The 23,339-nt window shown below is 64.8% G+C and carries 20 protein-coding genes; 9 read left to right on the top strand and 11 right to left on the bottom strand.

The window, feature by feature from the left end:
* Positions 1-25: 25 nt before the first annotated feature.
* Positions 26-793: a LamB/YcsF family protein gene (locus tag UNPA324_RS04480; protein WP_128918135.1), complete on the top strand. Its 768-nt coding sequence runs from the start codon at positions 26-28 to the stop codon at positions 791-793.
* 123 nt (positions 794-916) lie between these two features.
* On the opposite strand, the gene UNPA324_RS04485 is transcribed toward UNPA324_RS04480, so the two are convergent.
* The 6 genes from UNPA324_RS04485 to UNPA324_RS04510 form a co-directional block, all read right to left on the bottom strand.
* Positions 917-1,069, bottom strand: a complete 153-nt coding sequence (locus tag UNPA324_RS04485) for a hypothetical protein (protein ID WP_164936086.1) — start codon at positions 1,067-1,069, stop codon at positions 917-919.
* Between the two features lie 202 nt (positions 1,070-1,271).
* Positions 1,272-2,882: a sulfite reductase subunit alpha gene (locus UNPA324_RS04490; RefSeq protein WP_141933710.1), complete on the bottom strand. Its 1,611-nt coding sequence runs from the start codon at positions 2,880-2,882 to the stop codon at positions 1,272-1,274.
* A complete protein-coding gene (locus UNPA324_RS04495; protein ID WP_181769290.1) occupies positions 2,879-4,663 on the bottom strand; it encodes a NirA family protein in 1,785 nt (594 codons plus the stop codon). Before UNPA324_RS04495 ends, UNPA324_RS04490 begins: the two co-directional genes overlap by 4 nt.
* A 335-nt stretch (positions 4,664-4,998) precedes the next feature.
* Positions 4,999-6,162: a CmpA/NrtA family ABC transporter substrate-binding protein gene (locus UNPA324_RS04500; protein ID WP_141933714.1), complete on the bottom strand. Its 1,164-nt coding sequence runs from the start codon at positions 6,160-6,162 to the stop codon at positions 4,999-5,001.
* Entirely contained in the window at positions 6,159-6,749 is a 591-nt protein-coding gene (locus tag UNPA324_RS04505) for an ANTAR domain-containing response regulator (protein ID WP_128918140.1), read from the bottom strand. Before UNPA324_RS04505 ends, UNPA324_RS04500 begins: the two co-directional genes overlap by 4 nt.
* Positions 6,750-7,079: 330 nt before the next feature.
* Entirely contained in the window at positions 7,080-7,643 is a 564-nt protein-coding gene (locus tag UNPA324_RS04510) for a hypothetical protein (protein WP_141933716.1), read from the bottom strand.
* 290 nt (positions 7,644-7,933) lie between these two features.
* Between UNPA324_RS04510 and rimO the strand changes: the two genes are divergently transcribed.
* Positions 7,934-9,253 (top strand): 30S ribosomal protein S12 methylthiotransferase RimO, encoded by a 1,320-nt coding sequence (rimO, locus tag UNPA324_RS04515; protein WP_128918142.1) that lies wholly within the window; start codon positions 7,934-7,936, stop codon positions 9,251-9,253.
* 134 nt (positions 9,254-9,387) lie between these two features.
* Here the strand turns inward: rimO and UNPA324_RS04520 are convergent, their stop codons facing one another.
* Positions 9,388-10,329 carry a hypothetical protein gene (locus UNPA324_RS04520; protein ID WP_181769291.1) on the bottom strand — a complete coding sequence of 314 codons (942 nt, stop codon included), beginning with the start codon at positions 10,327-10,329 and terminating at the stop codon, positions 9,388-9,390.
* Positions 10,330-10,650: 321 nt separating this feature from the next.
* Between UNPA324_RS04520 and UNPA324_RS04525 the strand changes: the two genes are divergently transcribed.
* Both UNPA324_RS04525 and UNPA324_RS04530 read left to right on the top strand, forming a co-directional pair.
* On the top strand, positions 10,651-11,292 hold the full coding sequence (locus UNPA324_RS04525) for a hypothetical protein (protein ID WP_181769292.1): 642 nt from the start codon (positions 10,651-10,653) through the stop codon (positions 11,290-11,292).
* Positions 11,293-11,563: 271 nt separating this feature from the next.
* Positions 11,564-12,754 carry an acetylornithine transaminase gene (locus tag UNPA324_RS04530; protein WP_141933723.1) on the top strand — a complete coding sequence of 397 codons (1,191 nt, stop codon included), beginning with the start codon at positions 11,564-11,566 and terminating at the stop codon, positions 12,752-12,754.
* Between the two features lie 175 nt (positions 12,755-12,929).
* Here UNPA324_RS04530 and UNPA324_RS04535 read toward each other — a convergent pair whose 3' ends face one another.
* Positions 12,930-13,904 carry a quinone oxidoreductase family protein gene (locus tag UNPA324_RS04535; RefSeq protein WP_141933725.1) on the bottom strand — a complete coding sequence of 325 codons (975 nt, stop codon included), beginning with the start codon at positions 13,902-13,904 and terminating at the stop codon, positions 12,930-12,932.
* A gap of 127 nt (positions 13,905-14,031) precedes the next feature.
* Positions 14,032-14,757, bottom strand: a complete 726-nt coding sequence (gene pcsA / locus UNPA324_RS04540; RefSeq protein WP_181769293.1) for a phosphatidylcholine synthase — start codon at positions 14,755-14,757, stop codon at positions 14,032-14,034.
* 128 nt (positions 14,758-14,885) lie between these two features.
* Here pcsA and UNPA324_RS04545 point away from each other — a divergent pair, with 128 nt between their 5' ends.
* On the top strand, positions 14,886-16,070 hold the full coding sequence (locus UNPA324_RS04545; protein ID WP_128918148.1) for a UbiH/UbiF family hydroxylase: 1,185 nt from the start codon (positions 14,886-14,888) through the stop codon (positions 16,068-16,070).
* A gap of 21 nt (positions 16,071-16,091) precedes the next feature.
* Here UNPA324_RS04545 and UNPA324_RS04550 read toward each other — a convergent pair whose 3' ends face one another.
* The gene (locus UNPA324_RS04550; protein ID WP_128918149.1) at positions 16,092-17,045 is read right to left on the bottom strand and encodes an AEC family transporter; all 954 of its coding nucleotides are present in this window, start codon (positions 17,043-17,045) and stop codon (positions 16,092-16,094) included.
* Between the two features lie 106 nt (positions 17,046-17,151).
* Between UNPA324_RS04550 and hspQ the strand changes: the two genes are divergently transcribed.
* Positions 17,152-17,484, top strand: a complete 333-nt coding sequence (gene hspQ, locus UNPA324_RS04555) for a heat shock protein HspQ (protein ID WP_018317973.1) — start codon at positions 17,152-17,154, stop codon at positions 17,482-17,484.
* A 77-nt stretch (positions 17,485-17,561) separates the two neighbouring features.
* On the opposite strand, the gene UNPA324_RS04560 is transcribed toward hspQ, so the two are convergent.
* Positions 17,562-18,374 carry an invasion associated locus B family protein gene (locus tag UNPA324_RS04560; RefSeq protein ID WP_128918150.1) on the bottom strand — a complete coding sequence of 271 codons (813 nt, stop codon included), beginning with the start codon at positions 18,372-18,374 and terminating at the stop codon, positions 17,562-17,564.
* Positions 18,375-18,635: 261 nt separating this feature from the next.
* Between UNPA324_RS04560 and UNPA324_RS04565 the strand changes: the two genes are divergently transcribed.
* The 3 genes from UNPA324_RS04565 to UNPA324_RS04575 all read left to right on the top strand — a co-directional run bounded on the left by UNPA324_RS04565 (position 18,636) and on the right by UNPA324_RS04575 (position 23,314).
* Entirely contained in the window at positions 18,636-20,498 is a 1,863-nt protein-coding gene (locus tag UNPA324_RS04565; protein ID WP_181769294.1) for an extracellular solute-binding protein, read from the top strand.
* Positions 20,499-20,502: 4 nt separating this feature from the next.
* Positions 20,503-22,005 (top strand): class I adenylate-forming enzyme family protein, encoded by a 1,503-nt coding sequence (locus UNPA324_RS04570; protein WP_128918152.1) that lies wholly within the window; start codon positions 20,503-20,505, stop codon positions 22,003-22,005.
* An 85-nt stretch (positions 22,006-22,090) separates the two neighbouring features.
* Complete coding sequence (locus UNPA324_RS04575; RefSeq protein WP_128918153.1) at positions 22,091-23,314, top strand: GGDEF domain-containing protein; 1,224 nt, start codon at positions 22,091-22,093, stop codon at positions 23,312-23,314.
* The last annotated feature ends 25 nt before the right edge of the window (positions 23,315-23,339 follow it).

The raw sequence follows: 23,339 nt of genomic DNA on the forward strand, positions 1-23,339 counted from the left end.
CGAGACCGGAAGGCGGAGAGCACCCATGAAGACGATCGATCTCAATTGCGACCTCGGCGAAGGTTTTGGCGCGTGGGAGATGGGCAACGACGCCGCGATGATCGAGCTCGCAAGCTCGGTCAACGTCGCCTGCGGCTTCCATGCCGGCGACCCCGATATCATGCGCCGGACGGTGGAGCTTGCGAAGGCGCGCGGCGTCTCGGTCGGCGCGCATCCCGGCTATCGCGACCTGCACGGCTTCGGCCGGCACCCGATTGCGGGCCTCAAAGCCTCCGAGATCGAGAACCTCGTCGCCTATCAGATCGGCGCGCTGCAGGCGATCGCGACCGCGGCCGGCCACAAGGTCACGCATGTGAAGGCGCATGGCGCGCTCTCCAACGTCGCCTGCGAGGACGACATGACGGCCAAGGCGATCGCCGCCGGCATCAAAGCCGTCGATCCCAGCCTGATCTTCGTCGTGCTCGCCAATTCGAAGCTGGTGAAGGCCGGCGAAGACGCCAACCTGCCGATGGTGCACGAAGTGTTCGCCGACCGCGCCTATGAGGACGACGGCAACCTCGTCTCCCGCAAGAAGCCCGGCGCGGTGCTGCACGATGCCAAGGCCATTGCCGAGCGCGTGGTGCGCATGGTGCAGGACGGCGCGGTGGTCTCGGTGACGGGCAAGGTGATCAAGATGCGCACGGACACGGTGTGCATCCATGGCGACACGCACGGCGCCGTGGAGATCGCGCGGACGCTGCGTCAGGCGTTGAAGGATGCCGGGATCGAGGTCGCGCCGTTCAGGCGCGGGTGAGGCTTGTTCGTAGGTGGATTAGCGAAGCGTAATCCACCTCTGCGGCGGGCGGTACAAGTAGTGGGTTACGCCAGCGGACTGCGCTTCGCGCAGCCGCAGGCTAACCCACCCTAGGCACTCAACTTAAAACGGATGCACCGAGAGCGTGCCGAACACGATCGCCGCGATGATCGCGAACGCGCTGTAGAGCGCGAAATGATGGACGTTCGCCCGGGTCCGCTGCGAGAGCGAGCGCGCGTAAAGGTGAAGTCTGGCTTCCGCCGATAGTTCGCGCATGGTCGATCTCCAACGCCCCATTTGCGGGATTATGAGGGATCACCCAGGGTGTGAGGCAAGACGGCGACGGAAATAGCGATACGCCTGCTCCGCAAGGGGCCAATCGCAGATATAAATTCTTTCCAGGTGCGGGTTCCCAGAATCTTATTCGTTCAAATCCGAGCCAGTTGGAACCGGCCCGGATGACGTATTGTAACGGCACTCAGTACACGTCGGCCTGGAAGCGGCCGGTTTTCTTGAGCTCGGCGACGAAGCTGACGGCCTCGTCGGTCGAACGCGCGCCGAACTGGGCGACGATGTCGACCAGCGCGCGCTCGACATCCTTGGCCATGCGCTTGGCATCGCCGCAGATGTAGAAATGCGCGCCCTCGGCGAGCCAGGTCCACACCTCGCGGCCGACCTCCCGCATGCGGTCCTGCACGTAGAACTTCTTTTCGCCGTCGCGAGACCAGGCCAGCGACATGCGCGTGAGCAGACCCGAGGTCTTCATCGCATTGAGCTCCTCCTGGTAGAAGAAGTCGCAATCGCTGCGCTGGTGGCCGAAGAACAGCCAGTTCTTGCCGGGCGCGCCGGTCGCCTTGCGGTCGAGCAGGAAGGCGCGGAACGGCGCGATGCCGGTGCCCGGACCAACCATGATGATCGGCGTCTTCGGATCCTTCGGCAGGCCGAAGCCGTGCGCCTTCTGCACATAGACCTTGAGCTGCTCGCCCTCGGCGATGCGTTCGCCGAGGAAGGTCGAGGCGACGCCGAGCCGCTTGCGCTTGCCGATGACGTAGCGCACGGAATCGACCGTCAGCGACAGCTTTCCGGGCGTCGCATTATGCGACGACGAGATCGAATAGAGCCGCGGCTGCAGCGGTTCCAGTGCCTCGACGAAGGCCTCGGGATGTGGCCGCGTGCCGGAAAACTTCTGCAGCCCGGCCATGACGTCGAGGGTTGCGGCGTCGCCATCGGGATCCTCCCCCTGCGCCAGCGCCCGCGCCTTCTCGCGCGCCGCGCCGCCGGTGATGAAGGAGATCAGCTCGAACAGCGTGTCGGGCGCCGGCGACAGCGAGACGTCGTCGATCAGCACCTCGCGCAGCGTCTTGCCGTTCACCTTGGTGGTATGGGAGGCGCCGAGCAGCGCGATGACCTGGTCGACGAGACCGACATCGTTGCGCGCGAACACGCCAAAGCTGTCGCCCACGACGTAGTCGAGCTTGCTCTCGGACAGATCGAACTCGACGTGATAGGTTTCCTTCTCCGACTTCCCCTTGTTGAGCAGGCGGCGCGACAGGAAGGTCGCTGTCACGGGATTGTCGCGCGCGCGACCGGGCTCGGCGATCGTGACCGTCACGGCCGGCGCCGGAGCGTCCGGCTTGTCCGCCGTTTTAACCGCCGGGGCCTTGTCGAGCTCCTCGTAGAGCGACTTCAGCATCCGCGCGGTTTCCTTGCCGCCGGGGACGCAGAGGTTGAGCCGTGCTTCGCTGCGGCTGGCGATCGCTTCCGAATAATCGTGGCAATTGTAGCCGCACTGGCCGCAATCCTGCTGCGCCATCGCCGCCATCATCTTGCGGCGCACCGGGCGTCCCTCGGCGAGCTTCATGCGATCGGCAATCGGCATGGTCTGGTCGTGCCAGGGCGCTTCGCCGTCGTCACCGTCGCCGGCCGCGCCTTGCATGACGGCGGCGCCCTGCTCCGCCGACAGCGGCGCGGCGACATCAGGCGACAGCAGCCCGGCAAAGAAGCCGTTCAGCCAGGATCGCTGCGCATCGGAGAACGGTGCGCTGGCGGGAATGATATCGAGCCTGGGCGGAGGAGTGATCTGGTTCATGCGGACACCTGTGCATCGGCAAGCTTGCGCAGCGTCTCGCCGTCATGGCGGCGCGCAAAGGAAAGGAAGGTTTCGTCGGCAGACGAGCGATGAGCGATATAGGCCTTGAGCAGCGCCTCGACCGTCTTCGGCGCGTCTTCGGCCTTGAGGTCGTGATAGACCTCCTGTCCGACGTCGGCGTCGGGGCCGAAGCCGCCGCCGGTGAAGAGGTGATAACCCTCGACCGTGTCGTCCTCGTTGACCGGCACGCGCGCCCCGATCAGGCCGATGTCGCTGATGTAATGCTGCGCGCAGGAATGATGGCAGCCGGTGACGTGGATGTTGACCGGCTTGTCCATCGCGACGCGCGGCTCGCACCAGTCACCGATCTCGGCGGCATGGCGCTTGGTATTGGCGGCGGCGAAGCGGCAGCCGGCATTGCCGGTGCAGGCGATCAGGCCGGCGCGGATGTGCGAGGCCTCGACCGCCAGCCCGATCTGCTTGATCGCCGCGATCGCAAGCTCGACGTTCTCATCGCGCACGCCCGATATCAGCAAGTTCTGCCAGACGGTCAGACGGATCTCGCCGTCGCCGAGGTCGCGCGAAACCTTGGCGAGACCCCGCATCTGATCGCAGCTGAGCTTGCCGAGCGTCAGCGACACGCCGATCCAGTTCAGACCCTCCTGCTTCTGCTTGTGCACGCCGACATGCGCCATGCGGTCGGCGGCCGGCCGCGGCGCGAATGCCTCTTCCGGCACGCGGGTGAACGGCGTCTTCAGCCGCTCCTCGACCAGCTTGAGGAAGCCGTCATGGCCCATGGCGTCGAGCACGTATTTCAGCCGCGCCTTGTTGCGGTTGGTGCGGTCGCCATGGTCGATGAACACGCGCACGATGGCGTCGGCAACGGCGGTCGCCTGCTCTGGCTTGACGATGATGCCGGAATATTTGGCAAAATCCTTGTGGCCGGTGATGCCGCCGAGGCCGAGCCGGAACCAGACGCCCGGCTCGACGCCAAAACCGTCCTTCACCTCATACGCCGTGAACGCGATGTCATTGGTCTCCTCGAGCACGGCAATCCTGCCGGCCCCGTCGAAGGCGACGTTGAACTTGCGCGGCAGACCGTACAGCGAGCGGTCGTTGAGGATGTGGTAATGCCATTCGCGCGCATAGGGCCGCGTGTCGATGATTTCCTGCGGATCGATGCCGGCCGTCGGCGTCCCCGTGACGTTGCGGATGTTGTCGGCGCCGGAGCCGCGCGAGCACAGGCCAAGCTCCTGGATGCCCTCGAGCAGCTTGACCGCGTTCTTCGGCGGAATCTCGCGGAGCTGGAGATTGGCGCGCGTCGTGACGTGGCTATACGGGCCGCATAGTTCGTCGGCGAGGTCGGCAAGGCCGGACAGCTGCCAGTGCTTCATGATGCCGTTCGGAATCCGCAGGCGGCTCATGTAGGAATCCTGCGTCGGCGCGACGTAGAAGATGCCGTAATAGCGCCAGCGGAAATTGTCCGCCGGGCTCGGCGGCGCATTGTCGAGCGCCTGCTGGCGTAGCCGCGGATAGGCATCGAAGGGATGCTCGTCGCGCTTGAACTTCTCCTGGTCGGCGAGCTTCTTGCCCGACGCGAGCACCTTGTCCTGCGCCTTGATGTGCACGGCATCGGGACCAGCAGGCTCGGCATTCGCCTTGCCGGCGCTGCCGCCGCCCAGACCTCGCCCAACCCGGCTGATCTGCAGACCGGTCGTGAAGCCTTCGAGATAGCGTTTCTGCTCGTCGGTAAAGTCGACTGCGAGCGTATCGATTTTCATGGTCGGTAACGAAGCTCCTGCGGCCACCTGGGTGGCATCGACGGATATTGCGCGACCCGCGAGGACCGAGGCTGGCTGCAAGAGCCGGCTTCGCTACCCCCACGGTCCGATCAGCTTCGTTGCTGCGGGACTCGGCTCAGCAGGCATCTGTGACAAGCTGGCCGCACTGCAACATTCAAGTTGCGTGCCAGCTTGGGGGAAATGGAAAGCTTTGTCTTTTCAGGCGATTAGGAACGGGCCCGAAAAATCCCGGGCCGTGCATTTTCACGAAATTCGTGCATCCTGATCAATATTTGGGCGGCAAATCGGTGTGCTCACAAATGATGCAGACGGAATCAGGTCCGCCAGCGCCCAACCTCGAAGGCCTCAAGATGCCCTCGGATGTTGTCGGGATCGAACACCGGGCCGGCGAATGCGCCGAAGGCTGCGGGTGCCTGCTCGGGCGGCCGGCGGCCGAGGGCAGCATCGTACAGGTCGGGCCTGAACACGGCCATCGCCGTCTTGACGCCCTCCGGAGTAAGCGCCGTCGGCCCCCAGCGCACCATCTGCGCATAGAGCCAGGCGGCCTGAACCGGATCGGGGCGCCCTGCCTCCTCCCGCCCCACCAGGAGGTAGCGGCCGCTTTCGCGGAAGGTGCCGTCAGGGGAAATCTTCAGGCGTCCGGTCAGGGTGCGCTGGATCACTTCGGCATCGACGCCGATCCGCTCGGGCTGCGCCAGGATCTGCGCCGCCTCGATCAGGTTCGCAGGATTCTCGATGAACTCGGCCCCCCTCACCGCCGCGCGCACCAGACGAGCGACCACGTCCGGATGCTTGTCGGCCCAGACCTGGCGAACCGCGAGCACCTTCTCGGCTGCGCGGTCGAGGATGTCGGAGACGAAATGCAGGATATGCCCGATGCCGAGATCGACCGCGATCGAATTCCAGGGCGCGCCGACGCAGAATGCATCGACATGACCATTGGCGAGGCTGTCGACCATATAGGGCGGCGGCAACACCACGAGGCGCACGTCCTCGTCAGGATCGACCCCGGCCGCAGCCATCCAGAACCGCAATTGGTAATTGTGGGTCGAGAACGGGAAGGTCATGCCAAAGGTCAGCGGCTCGGCCCCTAGCTTGCGGCGCTTGGCAACCACCTTCGCCAGCGCTTTCGCCGTCACCATCGGATCGAACCGGTCGCCGTCGATCTCCTCCATCAGCGCGGCATGGAGAGCCGGCGAGACCGTAATCGCATTGCCGTTGATGCCGAGATTGAAGGGCGCGGCGATCGGCACCTTGACGTGACCGAGCCCGAGCGAGGACGCGATCGCCACAGGCGCCAGCAGATGCGCGGCGTCGAACAGGCCGATATTGAGCTTGTCGCGGACGTTGGACCAGGAGACCTCGCGCACCAGCTCGACCTCGAGACCTTCGGCGGCGGCAAATCCTTTGTCGACGGCGATAATCAACGCGGCGGCATCGACCAGCGGAATGAACCCGATGCGGAGGGGGGCGGTCATTTCAGCATCTCCGACGCGGTGATGATCGACTGCGCGATCTCACCGATTTTCTTCTTCTCGCGCATCGCGGTGGAGCGCAGCAGCACATAGGCCTCGTCCTCGGTCAGGCCCTTCACCTTCATCAGGATGCCCTTGGCACGTTCGATGATCTTGCGGTCCTCGAGCTGCGACTTGGTGCGCTCGAGCTCCTCCTGCAGCTTGGCGAAGGCATTGAAGCGGGACACGCAGAGGTCGAGGATCGGCTTGATGCGCTCTTTCTTCAGCCCGTCGACGATGTAGGCGGATACCCCGGCCTCGACCGAAGCCTGGATCGAGGCGGAATCGCTCTGATCCACGAACATCGCGATTGGCCGTTTCACGGCGCGGCTGACCTGGAACATGGCCTCCAGCACGTCGCGGCTGGGGTTCTCCAGATCAATCAGGATGATGTCGGGGTCCACCGCATAAATACGGGCAAGCAGGCTCTGCATCTCGCTGATATGGACGACCTGCGTGAATCCGGCCTCCCGCAATCCCTCCTCCAGGATCGCAGCCCGGATCGGGCTTTCGTCGACGATCACGATTTTGGGCGACTGGTCGGCGCTCATGGCTCACTCACGGCAGGTGATTCATCCATAGCACGCCGGAACGCCCTGCAAAGGGTTGTAATTGTGGGCAATTGGGACTAGCTCATGCCGGTCAATCAGGCAGATTTGGATGTGGATCAGATGGCTGCGCCCAAGGTCAGCTTCGTGTCGCTCGGGTGCTCCTGAGACAACGAATGTAAACTTGAGCCGTCGCTCCAAAAAATGCGCTCCAGCGGGCGGGATCGTGCTTGCTAAGGCGAGATTTCAGCTTTCGGATGCGAAGCAGAACTCATGTAGTCTATCGCAGCCTTACCGGTCGTTACCCGAGAGCGAGCATTTGGGCTCATGCTCTCACGGAATCTTCGCGCCAACGATCATCTTGTCGAGAAGTGGCACGGCGGCCAGCACCGCCGCCTCGTTGAGGCCGGAGACCGCTAGCCGCACGACGTAGGAATTGCCGTCCTTGTCGAGATCGGCGTAATGCGCGATCACTTCGATGGGCTGGTCCTTGAGGGACGGATTGTCGTAGCGATTGATAATGACCTTGGGGTTGACCGAGGGAAGCGCGGTGATCTTGGCATTCTTGCCGGATGTCGTTGCCCAATCCCGATCACTGGCAGCGACCCATTGAACCAATTCGGTCCGGTCCTTGTTGTAGCGGCCTTCGGCATAGATAATGACTTCTGCTTTACCGAAGCTCTTCCCGTGAGGCACGAACATCGATGCGCCGTACTTGAGACTCGCGGCCTCGTCCCTCGCCCACCCATCAGGCGCTATCACGCGTGGCCTGAATTCCGGACACATTCGTTCTTGCCGGTCGCAGACATGGATGATCTTGTCGACTTCAGCTCGCGCCGGAAACATCGCTCCATAGAAAACGGTAACGAAAGCCATGCCGAAGATGAAACGGCGCATCGCGGTTAAACTCCGTGGAATCAAGCAAGAGACGGAATAACAACTAAGAGGTGCGTGTTGGAGCAATTCATCTCGGCTCCTCCTCCTCCATCGCTCAATCGAAACGAACTTCCACGTTGGGGAACCTCAATCGGTCCCATACTTCCCTAGTTACTGGCCGATTGCCTCATAATACGTGTAAATGCTGCGTTTTAGCATTGTACCGCGCACGTAGTTATTGAATTTCGCCATCGGATCAATTAGTTGGATCGCATATCCGAACAATTCAGATGCAGGTTTCAGGCGATTACATGGAAAGAGCGCCGCGTATATCTTTCACATCACTCGGTTGTCCCAAGGCATTGGTGGATTCCGAGCGCATCATCACGCGCCTGCGCGCCGAAGGCTATGAGCTCGCCCGCAAGCATGACGGCGCCGATATCGTCATCGTCAACACCTGCGGCTTCCTCGACAGTGCCAAGCAGGAATCGCTCTCGGCGATCGGCGAAGCCATGTCCGAGAACGGCAAGGTGATCGTCACAGGCTGCATGGGCGCGGAACCCGAGCAGATCGAGCAAGCCTATCCCGGCGTGCTCTCCATCACTGGCCCGCAGCAATACGAGAGCGTGCTCGACGCCGTGCATCGCGCGCTGCCGCCCGCGCACAATCCGCATCTCGATCTGGTGCCGCCACAGGGCATCAAGCTGACGCCGCGCCACTACGCCTATTTGAAGATCTCCGAAGGCTGCAACAACCGCTGCACGTTCTGCATCATCCCGAAGCTGCGCGGCGATCTGGTCTCGCGCCCGGCCAATGACGTGCTGCGCGAGGCCGAGCGCCTGGTCGGCGCCGGCGTCAAGGAGCTGCTCGTCATCTCGCAGGACACATCGGCCTATGGCGTCGATCTCAAATACGCCGAGAGCCCGTGGAAGGACCGCCAGGTCCGCGCCAAATTCCTCGACCTCGCCCGCGAGCTCGGTGAGCTCGGGGCCTGGGTGCGGTTGCAATATGTCTACCCCTACCCGCATGTCGACGAGGTCATCGCGCTGATGAACGAGGGCAAGGTGCTGCCCTATCTCGACATCCCGTTCCAGCATGCGAGCCCCGAGGTGCTGAAGGCGATGAAGCGTCCGGCGGCGCAGGACAAGACCTTGGCGCGGATCAAGCGCTGGCGCGAGGAATGCCCCGATCTTGCTCTGCGCTCGACCTTCATCGTCGGCTTCCCCGGCGAGACCGATACCGACTTCGCCTATCTGCTCGACTGGCTCGATGAAGCCGAGATCGATCGTCTCGGTTGCTTCAAATACGAGCCGGTCGCCGGCGCAACCTCGAACGCGATCGAAAATCCGGTGCCGGAAGAGGTCAAGCAGGAGCGTTACAACGCGCTGATGGCTCGCCAGCAAAAGATCTCGGCGCGCCGGCTGAAGCGCAAGGTCGGCACGCGCCAGCAGATCATCATCGACGAGGTCGGACCGACCGTCGCCAAGGGCCGTTCCAAGGCCGACGCGCCGGAGATCGACGGCGCGGTGTACCTCACGAGCCGCCGCCCCTTGCGCGTCGGCGAGATCGTCACCGCCAAGATCGAGCGCGCCGATCAATACGACCTCCACGGCAGCGTCGCGGGGTTCTGACGCCCCCGTCATTGCGAGGAGCTCGCGACAAAATTGCGTAGCAATTTTGCGCTGATGCGACGAAGCAATCCAGAATCCCTCCGTGGTGGCAGCCCGGATTGCTTCGCTACGCTCGCAATGACGATGTGGATCAGTCACGCCAGCCATTTCGGCACCCAGCGCTCCGGGCGCGGCGCACGGGCGAGGTCGGCCTTGGCTTCGGGGAGCAGCGCCGGCTCGCCGTCGATCGTCGGGCGGACATCGTATTCGAAGTTGGGCATGATGCGGCCGTCCGCATAGAGGCCGAAATTCATCGCGTACCACAACCCAAGCTCGGGCTGCGCACGACGCATCTCCTCGCGCAGATCGCGCAACAGGGATTCGATTGAAACCGCTTCCTCGAACAGCTGGGGCCCGCGCGAGAGCACGCGCGCCTCGTATTGCTTGCCGACGATCGCGACCGCAAAGCGCGTCTGGTCCCAGGGCTTCTTGCCCTTGGGCAGATGCGCGGCCAGCCGCCAGCCGAGCTCGGCCATCAGCCGGTGATTGGCCCAATAGTCTTCGCGATCCCGACTCCACTTTTCCACGAAGCCGCGGAAGTCGGGCAGGTCCGACGACGTTTCCTCGGGCGTTGTCGGCTCGCCATGCGGCCGTCCGGCGAGCCACTGCGCAAGCTCGACCGTCTGGCACTCGACCTCGTCGCGCGGCTTGAGATCGCTCCAGGCATTGTCGAATTGTTGCGACGTCAGTTTGGCGAGCAGGCCATCGAGGCTCGGCGCCAGCAATTCGTAATCGCCCTCCGACCCCAGCCCCACGATCGGCGGATTGTCGCGGTCGAGACCTGCGCCGTACCAGCCGCCGACGGCCGAACCATCCGGCAGCCGCATGAACAGCGAAAACCTGTCCCGCAAGGGGCTGCCGTCGATGATCGGCGCGTGATCGGAGAACTGGCCCTGCAGCGAAAAGCAGCCGACGCTGCCCCACGGGCGCCCGTCGAGCCACGTAGCAAAGTCGAGCAGCAGCGGGGGCGCTTCGATGCCCGGCGGAAATGCGCCGCGAACGCTGTCGAGGTCGATTGGATAAGGCGTATCGGACAAGGCTGAAACTGTCTCGTTGGTCCCGCCACTCTTGGTCTGAGCCGAGCTGCGTCCGGTTCGAACCAAGTCGCATCCTTCGATCACAAACGCGCCAGCGGCGGGATGGTTTCCGCCGGTCGAGCGGTGAAACGGCGGGAAACAATCGGTACAGGGTGCGGCCAGCTGCGTGGGCCCTCGCATCCGTCTCGGTCCCGCCCGCAGGCGTCGTCGTCTTCACTGCCGTAAGCCGCGCGCCGGCGATGTGACACTATAATGCATTCACGCAGGAGTCACGGACTCGGCCTAACTCTGCCGCGGATTTCAACGCGAGCGAGGATTTTGATGAGCCGTCTCTCGGACATGCTGCGCAGGCAGCGCTTCGACGACTACCGCTTCTACCACCAGAGCACCGTCAACCAGACGCTGCACCTCGTCAGCGCCGTGATCTTCCTCGGCTGCTACGCGCTGCTGTTCAAGGACGCAGCGCTCGCGGGCATCATTGGCTGGCTTGCGATGCTGACGCGGCAGACCGGGCATTTCTTCTTCGAGCCGAACGGCTATGATTCCGTCAACGACGTCAGCAACGACTACAAGGAAGCGGTCAAGGTCGGCTACAACCAGACCCGCAAGATCATCCTGCTGCTGGTGTGGGGCAGCGCACCGCTCGCGCTATATGCGTTCCCTTCCCTGTTCGGGCTGTTCGATCCGCCCGCCACGCGTCTCGATTTCATCCGTCACGTCGGCACGCTCTGGCTCGCGATCGGCGTCGGCGGCGGCCTTGCCCGCATGCTCCAGCTGTTCGCCACGCGCGACGTCACGACCGGACTCGTCTGGGTGTTCAAGGTGCTGACCGACCCTTTCCACAACATCGCGCTGTACTGGAGATCGCCGCTCAAGCTGATGCGCGGCGAGCTCTTGGACACCGCCATCGCGGATGCGGATTGGGGCGACGAGCACGCCGAGGAAGCGCCGCACCTGACCTGACCGATGCACGCCAGGGCTGTGTCTTGCAAAACGCCCGCTTGACAAGCCCTGCCCTTCGCATGTATTGCCGCGCCCCATGATCAACGCCCGGACCAACCTGCGCACCGAAATGCTCCGTCGTCGCTGCCGCGACGATGAGAGGGTGCGCCATGTCCGACGACGCCGCTGAACCACTGAATTTCAGCTGAAGTTTTCGAGAAGGCCGCACCCGCAAGGTGCGGCCTTTCTGCTTTTTGCGCCCGTTTTCCACCCGCCTCCAGAGGAGTTCGACATGACGACGCATCCGTACGACGCGCTGATGGACATCACGGCACGGCCGAAAGCCGTGTTCGTCCGCGGCGCCGGCTCCTACCTCTGGGACGACGGCCGCAAGCGCTATCTCGACTTCGTGCAGGGCTGGGCCGTCAACTGTCTCGGCCACTCCCCGCCGGCGGTCGCCGAAGCGCTGGCCTCGCAGGCGAAACGGCTGCTGACGCCGAGCCCGGCTTTCTACAACGAGCCCAGCCTGAAGCTGGCGGAGGCGCTGGTCGCCGGCAGCGCGTTCGATCAGGTGTTCTTTACCAATTCCGGCGCGGAAGCCAATGAGGGCGCGATCAAGCTCGCGCGCAAATATGGTAGCCTGCATAAAAGCGGCGCGTTCGAGATCATCAGCTTCGAAGGCGGCTTCCACGGCAGGACGCTGGCGACGATGTCAGCCTCGGGCAAGAAAGCGTTCGAGCCGCTGTTCGAGCCGAAGGTCGCGGGCTTCAAGAAGGCCAAGCTCAACGACATCGCCTCGGTCGAAAGGCTGATCAACGACAACACCGTCGCTGTGATGCTCGAGCCGATCCAGGGTGAATCAGGCGTGTGGCCCGCGACCGATGCGTTCCTGAAGGAGCTGCGCGCGCTGACCGAGGTGCACGGCCTGCTACTCATTTTCGACGAGATCCAGACCGGCATGGGACGGACCGGAAAGCTCTTCCACTATGAGCACACAGGGATTGCGCCCGACATCATGACGCTCGGCAAGGGCATCGGCGGCGGCGTGCCGCTCGCAGCCCTGCTCGCGACCGAACGCGCCTCCTGCTTCGAGCATGGCGATCAGGGCGGCACGTTCAACGGCAACCCGATCATGTGCGCCGCGGGGCTTGCGGTGCTCGAGGAGATCTCTAAGCCGGACTTCCTGAAACAGGTCGCCGAGACCGGTCTCCTGCTCGAAAGCGAGCTGCAGAAGGTCTCGGCCCGGCATGGCCTCGGCGGCGTACGGGGACGCGGGCTGCTGCTCGCGCTCGACCTCAAGCTGCCGATCGCGCTCGGCATCGTCGCGCAGGCCTTCGAGGCCGGCGTGCTGCTCAACGCGCCGCAGGTCGACACGCTGCGCTTCATGCCGGCGCTGAACGTCGCGAAGGAAGAGATCGCCGAGATGATCGATTGTCTCGACGGGATCTTGACCAAGGCCGGCGCGGCACGGCGGGTGGCGTAGAACCAGTCTCGTGCCCCGGACGCAGCGCAGCGCTCTCAAGGCAATGCGAAGCATCGTCCGGGAGCGGTGCGCTGCAGAGCCGGGGCTCATCTCTGCGCAGCGTCCCGTGCCGCCTTCTGGGTCCCGGCTCCGCGCCGCAACGCTCACGCGTTGCAGCTTGTCCGGGCCACGAAACCTACGGCTTCAAAATCGACGCGCCGGTCGTCTTCCGGCTCTCGAGATCGATATGGGCCTTGGCGGCGTCCTTGAGCGCGTAGGCGTGGTTGATCGGCACGTGCAGCTTGCCGTTGATGACGGCGGCAAACAACGTGTCGGCGCCCTCCAGCAGCTCCTTGCGGGTGCCGATGTAGTCGTTGAGCTTCGGCCGCGTCGCGAACAGCGAGCCGTGATGGTTGAGCTCGGCGATCGCGAACGGCGGCACCGGACCTGACGCGTTACCGAACGAGACGAACATCCCGCGCGGCTTCAGGCAGGACAGCGAGCCCGGGAACGTCGCCTTGCCGACGCCGTCGTAGACGACGTCGCAGCCTTCATTGCGGCTGATCTGTTTGACGCGCGCGACGAAATCTTCCTCGTTGTAGAGGATGACGTGGTCGCAGCCATTGGCCTCGGCGAGCTCGGCCTTCTCGCGCGAGCCGACCGTGCCGATGACGTGGGCTCCGAGCGCCCTTGCCCATTGGCAGGCGAGCAAGCCGATGCCGCCGGCGGCGGCATGGATCAGCACGCGGTGATGCGGCTCGACCTTGAAGGTCTTGTGCAGGAGATACCAGACGGTCAGCCCTTTCAGCATCAGCACGGCACCCTGCTCGTGGGTGATGTGGTCGGGCAGCTTGACCAGCTTCTCCCAGGGGATGTTGCGCTCGCCAGTATAGGCGCCGAGATTGTGATAGTAGGCGACGCGATCGCCGGGATGAAAATTTGTAACGCCGGGCCCGACCGCGGCAACCTCGCCGGAGGCCTCGTTGCCGGCGATGAACGGCAGCCCAGGTGCCTTGTAGAGACCGGTGCGGTAATAGACGTCGATGAAGTTCAGGCCAACCGCATGCTGACGGATCCGCACCTCGCCGGGACCGGGCGCCGGCACCTCGACGCTCTCGTAGACCAGGGCTTCGGGGCCTCCGACCTTGTGCACACGGACCGCTTTGGTCATCGCCTGACCTCCTCTTCTCCAAGGCTGAGCGAAAGGCATCGCGCCTGCCTTGTCAACTCGACGGCTAGCTGGAACGGCTAAGCGGACCGCTTGCCGGTTTCTTGCCGGTTCTTTTGCGATTGCTGCATCATGCGAGGGATCTTGCCAGGCGGATCAAGGAATCGCTGAAGCTGATCCAGAGCGCGATGGCGCAGAGCACGACGGTGACGCCGGTGCCGACGCGAAAATCCATCTCCAGCACGTAGAGGCCGAGCACCGCCCAGAGCGCGATCAGCGACATCGTCAGCCAGCGCAGCCGCACGACGCGGACCGGATGCAGCACGTGGAACGGCACGAAAGTCAGCACGACGAGCGCGGCCACCAGCAGCGTCGACCACAGGGGCGGCCAGTGCAGCAGGAACAAATAGAACGCCGCCGCATTCCACAGCGCCGGGAAGCCACGGAAATGATTGTCGTCCGCCTTCATGCGCAGATCGGCGAAATATAATGCGCTGGTGACGATGATGGCGACGCCGAGCAAGGGAGCTGCGACCGGCAGCAATAAGCCGCTGGCCACGATCGCATAGGCCGGCACGAAGACGTAGGTGACGAAGTCGACCACGAGATCGAGCACGTCGCCCGACCAGTTCGGCTGCACGTTCTTGACGTCGAGCCGACGCGCGATCGGACCGTCGATCGCGTCGATGATCAGGGCCACGCCCAGCCATTGAAACATCGCCGCCCAGTGCTCGCGCACGGCTTCCAGCATCGCGAGCAGCGCGACCGCCGCGCCAAACGCGGTGAAGATGTGCACCGAGAAGGCCGCGGCGCGGATCGCGGGCGTGGGCTTCAGGGAATCCTCTTGGCTATCCATAGCTTCTGCTATCAGAATGAAGCCGATTTGCACATGCGCCAGGGCGCCGCCCGGTCCCACAATTCGTCGAAAAATCAGGCAAAATCAGCAGGCTTGAATTTGCCGCCGGGCGTGTCATTTGTCGTTCCATGACAGATGCATCGACACTCCATGACGCCGCCGTGATCGGCGGCGGACCTGCGGGCCTTGCCGCGGCGATCGCGCTGGCGCAGGCGGGTGCCCGGACCGCACTGGTGGCGCGCCGCGTTCCCTATGCCGACAATCGCACCACCGCATTGCTCGGTGCCTCCGTCGAACTCCTGGAGACGCTCGACGTCTGGTCGCGATGCAAGGACAAGGCCGCCGCGCTCGAGGTCATGCGCCTCGTCGACGACACCGGCCGGCTGTTCCGCGCGCCGGAGGTCCGGTTCTCCTGTCACGAAATCGCGCTCGACGCCTTCGGCTACAACATCGACAACCGCTCGCTGATGCTGGCGCTGGAAGAGCGTGCGGCAGAGCTGCCCAATCTCGTCCGTTTCGACGACGAGGCTGAAAGCATCGTCATCGAAGCTGCCGACGTCGCAATCCGCACCGCCTCCGCACAGTTTCTCTCGGCCCGCCTCGTGGTCGGCGCCGACGGCCGGCATTCGCTGTGCCGGCAGGCTGCCGGCATCGAGGTGACGCGGCGCGAGCTGACGCAGACCGCGCTGACCTTCAACGTCTGCCACACGCGGCCGCATCGCAACGTCTCGACCGAGTTCCACACGCCACACGGTCCCTGCGTGTTCGTGCCCCTGCCCGGCGACCGCTCCAGCGTCGTCTGGGTCTCGGCACCTGCGGAGGCCGAGCGGCTGCGGAGCTTGAGCGATGCGGAGCTGTCGGCAGCGGTCGAGAAGCAGTCGCATTCGATCCTCGGAGGCATGAGTGTGGAGCCCGGGCGCAACCTGTTTCCGCTGGCGATCGAACGCCCGAAATCCTTCGGCCGCGACCGCATCGCGCTGGTCGGCGAAGCCGCCCATGTGGTTCCCCCGATCGGCGCCCAGGGCCTCAATCTCGGCCTGCGCGATGCCGCCGATATCGCGCGGCTCGCCGGCGAAGCCCTCGCTGCGGGCCAGGATCCCGGCGCGGACGAAGTGCTCAAGCGCTACGATCGCGCCCGGCGCCCGGACATCCTGAGCCGGACGTTTGCGATCGACATGGCCAACCGCTCCCTGCTCAACGATTTCCTCCCCCTGCAGCCGGTCCGCGCCGTCGGCATGCACCTGCTCGGCGCCATCGGCCCGCTCAGGCGCTTTGCGATGCGCGAGGGCCTGACGCCGACTTGGCGGCGGTAGTTCTGGCGGCGCTGAGCCCGCTCACGGAAACGCCAGCCGTCCGGTCTGAATCGCCCACATCACGCTGGTCAGCGTGACCACGGACGCGAAGGTCCCGAGCAGCACCGCGACGGAGGCGGATTCGATCCAGGCATCGTTCTGCCGGGCGATCACGAACACGTTCAGCGCCGGTGGCAGCGAGGCCATCAGCACGGCGGTCGCGGCCCAGGGCTGTGCGAACGGCCCGAACGCGAGCATCAGGCCGAACGCCGCGAGCGGATGGAATAGCAGCTTGATTGCGATCACACCCGGTACCTCCCATGGGACGCGGTCGAATGGGCGCAACGCCACGGTCACGCCGAGCACGAACAGCGCGGTCGGGGCCGCCGCGTTCTGCAGGAAGGTGATCGTGCGATCGAGCGCGACAGGCATCTCGACATGCAGCGATGCGAAGGCCGCGCCAAAGCAGGCCGACATGATCAGCGGGTTGAGCACGATCTGCTTCAGCACGACGCCGAAGGCGTGCACGATGGAGGGATGATCGCGGTCGGACAGCTCGATCAGGAGCGGCACGATGGTGAACAGGAAGATGCTGTCGCAGCAGAAGATCAGCGCAGTCGGCGCCGCAGCCTTGGATCCGAGCACGGCGAGCGCCAGCCCGGGGCCCATATAGCCGATATTGCCGTAGCCGCCGGAGAGACCTGCGAGCGTCGCCTCGCGCAATGTCAGCCGGCCGAAAACCTTGCCCACGACCAGCGCCAGGGTGAACGCGGCGACGGTGGACAGCGTGGTCGCGACCAGGAACGGCGGGTTGTTCAATTCGGCGAACGGCGTCTTGGACATGATCGCAAACAGCAGCGCCGGCAGCGACACGTAGAGCAGGAAGAAGTTCATCCAGGCGAGGCCCGATTCCGGCAGGGATTTGACTTTGCCGCAGGCGAAACCGACGAAGATCAGACCGAAATAAGGTAGCGCCAGATTGAGGATATCGACCATTGATGAAGTGTTTTCTGAAGACTTGGGGGCTATCTGCCCCTTAAGTGAATGCCAATTCCAGATGAGGCCACTAGCATCGGCCACAATCCTGGTCTATCGACGGAGAATGATTAAAGCGCGCACCGCCAAATTTCAGATCGGACAGGTCGTGCGCCACCGGATCTTCTCGTTCCGGGGCGTGATCTTCGACATCGATCCGGAATTCAACAACACCGAGGAGTGGTGGCTGTCGATCCCCGAGGAGGTGCGGCCCCACAAGGATCAGCCGTTCTACCACCTGCTCGCGGAGAACGCGGAGTCCGAGTACGTCGCCTATGTGTCCGAGCAGAATCTGTTGCCGGATGAATCCGGCGAGCCGATCCGGCATTCCCAGGTGGCCGAGATCTTCATCAAGAATAAGGATGGCGGCTACCGCCCGCGCAATCCCTCTCTGAATTGAGTCGCTCCGAGAGGCGGCCAGCAAAAAAGGCGCTCGAGATGAGCGCCTTTTTCATGTGTCCGGGATCTGGCCCCCGATTACTTTTGAGCGGTCGGAGGTGCGCCGGGCGCGCCACCCTGCTGCTCGAGCTTCTTGCGCTGCTCGTCGGCCTTCTTCTGCAGCTCTTCCTGAAGCTTCTTCTGGGTTTCCTCGAACACCTTCGGATCGGTCGGCGGACCGTCATAGGCCTTCTGGAATTCGCCGGCCAGCGGCAGCGGCAGGGTCAGCGGCGCGCCATTGGCATTGATTGCCTGCACAACGAGATTCTGGCCCTTCTTCATGTTGTTGATGAGCTCGGGCGTCGCCTCGTAGTCCGACATGCAGCCGTTCTGGAAGCAGATCACATAGGGTTGCTGCAGCGGCGGGTTGCCGTCGACGATGATGCGGGTGCCGTGCACGAGCTGCATGCCGAGCGGCAGCGTCACGCGCAGGATCTTCTTCGGCTCGCCTTCCGGCTCGATGATCACGGCGGCGATGACCGGCTGGCCCGACTCGATGCGGCCGTCCTTACCGGTGAAGCAGACCTGCTTGGCGTTGGCGTCCTGGCCCTTCAGGCAGAACTTGGTCCAGGGGGCGTAGATCAGCTGGATCTGCTGATCGGCCGGCTGGGCCGCACCTTGCTGCGCCGGAGCGCCCTGGGCCGGGGCCTGCTGGGCGGGGGCCTGAGCGGCCGGCGCCGGAGCCTTGGGGGCAGCCTTGGGAGCGGCTTTCGGGGCCGCCTTGGGCGCGGGCGCGCCCGGAGCCGGCGCCTGAGCCTCGGCGGCAAACGGAACGGCCAATACCGTCGCCGTCAACAGGGCGAGAAGTCGCCCGCGCGGCCGGACGGACGCGGCCAAGTAATGGAAATTCATTGCGGAAAACCCTTTCTGAACGGGAAGTGCCCGAACCGCTCCGAAGCACCGAACCTGGCCGCGTTGGGCGCGGCTCTCTCCCCGTCAATTGAGGCGGATAAGTGACGGGCTCGACGCTCTTGCGCGATTGGGTGCCTTCTTAACGTGGTCGACGAAAAGATCAATGCCGACAAGCGCCTTTGGCCACATCCACAGCTGCGTCCGGGGAAATTCCCTGTGATAGGATTCGAGGCACGACGGTCCTCGAATCAACCTGTGCTGATGTTCATGTTCCAACGCCTTTTCGAGGGCCCCGGTGTCCGCCTTTGCGTCCTGGCGTTGGCCTCTGCCCTTGTCCTGGCTCTCGGCGGCGGATTGTCGGCAGACGCGGCCCGGGCCGAGCAGGTCCATGCCATCGCCATGCACGGCGAGCCGGCGATGCCGGCCGATTTCACCCATATGCCCTACGTCAACCCCGATGCTCCCAAGGGCGGCCGCTTGACCTGGGGTGTCCTCGGCACCTTTGACAGCCTCAACCCCTTCATCGTCAAGGGACTGGCCGTGCAGCAGATGCGGAGCTACGTGGTCGAGAGCCTGCTCGCGCGCGGCAATGACGAGCCGTTCACACTCTATGGCCTGCTCGCCAAGAGCGTCGAAACCGACGACGAGCGGAACTTCGTCACATTCCGCCTCGATCCGCGCGCCCGTTTCTCCGACGGCAAGCAGGTCACGGCTGAAGACGTGCTGTTCTCCTGGCAGCTGCTGCGCGACCATGGCCGGCCGAACCACCGGCAGTACTACACCAAAGTCGTCAAGGCAGAGGCGCCAGATCCCCTCACCGTCCGCTTCGACCTCGCAGGCGCCAATGATCGCGAGCTGCCGCTGATTCTCGGCCTGATGCCGATTTTGGCCAAGCACGCGGTCGACGTCGCGACCTTCGAGGAAACGACGCTGACGAGCCCGATTGGCTCCGGCCCCTATCGCGTCACGGCGGTGAAACCCGGCGCCAGCGTGACGCTGACCCGCAATCCCGACTATTGGGGCCGCGACCTGCCCATCAACCGTGGGCTCTACAATTTCGACGAGATCCGGCTCGACTATTTTCGCGAGGCCAACGGCCAGTTCGAAGCTTTCAAGCGCGGTCTCTACGATTTCCGCGTCGAGCAGGAGCCGCTGCGCTGGCATGACGGCTACGATTTTCCGGCCGCGAAAAGCGGCGAGGTGATCCGCGATACCGTCAAGCCGGGCTTGCCGCAGCCCTCCGAATTCCTGGTGTTCAACACGCGCAGGCCGATCTTCGCCGACATCCGCGTCCGCCAGGCGCTGACGCTGCTATTCGATTTCGAGCTGGTCAACCGCAACTACTTTTTCGGGCTCTATTCGCGCGTTGCCGGTTATTTCGCGGGTTCCGACCTGTCGGCCTATGGCCGGCCAGCGGACGCGCGCGAACGAGAGCTTCTCAAACCGTTCGCCGCCCGAATTCCGCCCGACGTCATGGATGGCAGCTACCGCCTTCCCGTGACCGACGGATCGGGACGCGACCGCACCACGCTGCGCGCGGCGCTGAAACTGCTGTCCGAGGCCGGCTACGATCTCGACGGCACGGTGCTGCGCAATCGCGCCACCAAGGCGCCCTTCACCTTCGAGATCCTGGTCACGACCCGCGACCAGGAGCGTATCGCGCTCGCGTTCCAGCGCGACCTCAAGCGCGCAGGCATCGAGCCGAGCGTACGCTCGGTCGATCCCGTGCAGTTCGACCAGCGCCGGCTCGCGTTCGAATTCGACATGATCCAGAACCGCTGGGACCAGTCGCTGTCGCCCGGCAACGAGCAATATTTCTACTGGGGCAGCGCGGCCGCGGACAATCCGGGGACCCGCAATTACATGGGCGCCAGGGATCCGGCGATCGATGCCATGATCGCCGCCCTGCTCGAGGCCCGTGAACATACGGATTTCGTCTCGTCGGTGCGGGCGCTCGACCGCGCTCTGATCGCGGGCTTCTACACAATCCCCCTGTTTAACGTATCCGAGCAATGGATCGCGCGCTGGAATCGGATAGAACGGCCCAAGGCCACCTCGCTCTCCGGCTATTTGCCGGAAGCCTGGTGGTCGAAGGGGCAGCCGCAAGCCACGCAAGCAAAGTGACGCCGTGAACCAGCCAGCCGCATCGCCGACGCTCGACACGCTGTTCCAGCGCACGCTGACCCGGCAGCCGCACGCGGCCGCTTTGCTCGATCCCCTCAACAAGGGACGCGTCACCGGGCACCAGCCGCGGCGAATGAGCTACGCCGAGGCCGACAGGGCTATCGAGGCGCTGTCGGCCCATTTCGTCGAATCGGGCCTGCCGGCCAATTCCGTCATCGCGATCCAGCTGCCCAACACGGTCGAGTTCGTGCTCACGGTGCTTGCCGCCCACCGCGCCGGCCTCGTCGTCGCCGTGTTGCCGCTGTTGTGGCGCCACGCCGAACTGACCGCCGCACTCAACCGCACCGCGGCCCGCGCCATCGTTACCATGAGCACGGTTGATGGCGTCAGCTATGCCGATCTCGCGATGCATGCGGCCGCCGAAGCCTTCTCGATCCGTCACGTCTGCGGCTTCGGCACCGATCTGCCCGAAGGCATGGCGTCGCTGGACGACGTGCTGGCCCGCCCGCCCGGCACCACGCGGGCCGTGATCCAGGACGGTCGCAAGGCGGCGATGATCTCCTTCGACGTCACCGCGGAAGGCTTTCGTCCGGTGCCGCGACCGCATTTCAGCCTGATCGCCGGCGGGCTCGCGATGTCGCTCGAAGCCGACATCCGGCAGGGCGCGAGCTTGATGGCGGCGTTCGCGCCGATGTCGTTCGCCGGGCTCGCCTCCTCGCTCGCGGTGTGGCTGCTCTCCGGCGGCGCGCTGGCGCTGCATCATCCGTTCGAGAACGACGTTCTGGAGCAGCAGATCAACGAGCACGAATGCGAGGTGCTGATCGCGCCGGCGCAGCTCGCACTGCGGCTCGGCGATGCCGACCTGGCGGCGCGAATGCCGTCCTTACGCAACGTCATCGGCCTGTGGCGCGCGCCCGAGCAGGTGGCAGCGAGCGATGCCTGGATTGCTCCCCATGCGCCGCTGACCGACGTCTATCTGTTCGGCGAGGCCGGCCTGTTCGGTGCCCGCCGCGGCGAGGACGGCATGCCGGTGGCAGTCATGCCCGGGCCGCACGGCGCTCCGCGCGAGCAGATGGGCTCGTCCATTGCCGGCGAGATCCTGCTGACGCCGAAGGGCACGCTCGGCCTGCGCGGCGCGATGGTGCCGATCGCGGCCTATGCCCCGCCGCAGCCGGTCGGTGAAACCCTGACGGCGCAGCCGCCGCGCGACTATGTCGATACCGGTTATGCCGCACGGCTCGACCGCCCGAGCGGCGCAATCTGCATCACCGCGCCACCCTCCGGCATCATGGCCGTCGGCGGCTACCGCTTCCTCTCCAACGATCTCCAGGAATGGGCACGCCGGCTCGGCCAGGGCGCCCTGCTCACCGCGCTGCCCGACCGGCTTTCCGGTCACAGGCTGGCCGGACGCGCCCAGGACAACGCCCGCGCCCGCGAGGCGCTCAGCGAGCTCGGGCTTAACCCCCTGATGGTCGAGGCTTTTCGCGACCGCTCCGGGCCGGTCTAGGCGCAGTTTCGCCTGATACGTTGACGCTGCATTAAGGCGGCCAAACTAGATTGCGCGGCATCTGTTGCGTGATCAGAGTTTCCGAATGTCCCAGGCGGGCCCGATCCTTTTTGTGTCCAATGCCGATCGGCCGCCCTTCGTCGGGGCGCTGGACGAGGCCCGGCTGTTTCCCGTGGTCGATACCGACTGGGCCAGCGCGGCCCGCGCGGTCGAAGAGGTGCAGCCAGCTGCAATTCTCGCCGTGATGCATGGCGGACATGAGCCGCATCTGGCTGCGCTCGCAAAGAAGATCGCCGAGCAATCGCCTTATCTTCCTTTCGTCGCCGTGGATGCGGCGGGCACGCTGCCTCGCAATGCCCTGCCCTTCTCCTTGCGCGGCGGCAATCCCGACCGCCTGATCGCACGGCTTCGCGCCGCGCTGCGCGTGCGCACGCTCCACGCCACGGTGCTGCGCCGGCTACCCGAAGTGAAGGTCGCGCTGCCGCAAGGTGACCCCGCACGCGATGCCACCGTGCTCCTGATCGGCCGCGGCGCGGCCTACCCCGCGCTTTCCGTCGCGCTCGGCGAACGCGTCGGCGTCGTCGGTGCGCTCTCGATCGAGGCCGCCGCGAAACACCTCAACACCCGCGACCTCGACGGCGTCGTGCTCGCCGAAGGTTTCACCGCGCGCGTCACCGACGCCTTTCTCACGGTGCTCGCCGAGGACACCCGCTTCCGCAGCCTGCCGGTGGTCGTCACCGCGCACCAGCTGACGCAGACCTACGACCTGCCCAATCTCGAGCTGATCCCGGGCGAGCCGGCCAAGGTCGCGGCCAATGCGTTGCCGCTGATCCGCCAGCACGCGATGGAAGCCCAATTGAGCCGCACGCTGCGCTCGATCGATGCCGGCGGCTGGCTCGATCCGCGCAGCGGCCTGCTCACGGCGGAAGCCTTCGCCCGCGATTTTGCCAAAGCGGTCGAGCAGACGCTGGCCCGCGGCGGCGGCCTGTCTGTCGCACGTTTCGCCTTCGACCCCGGTAATTCCCGCGCCCAGCTCGACGCCGCGCGCATCCTCAGCCGCCTGATGCGGCAGATGGATTTCGGCGTGGCGCAGAAGGACGGCTCGGTCATCGTGGTGTTCGCGGAGACCGACTTCCGCACGGCCCATATGATCGCGCGGCGTCTGTCGGCGGTGATGAGGCATACCTCGAACGGCAAGCACGAGATGCGCAGCGATCCCGTGGTCAGCGTGGATTCGCTGTCGCCCTCGGATACGGCACGGTCGCTGCTGGCGCGGCTGTCGGCGGATGCGTCAAGGGCCGCGTCGTAGTTCTTTCGCGAACTGCTGCAACAAG

Source organism: Bradyrhizobium sp. UNPA324 (genome assembly GCF_006658635.1).
Classification (GTDB): Bacteria; Pseudomonadota; Alphaproteobacteria; order Rhizobiales; family Xanthobacteraceae; genus Bradyrhizobium; species Bradyrhizobium nanningense.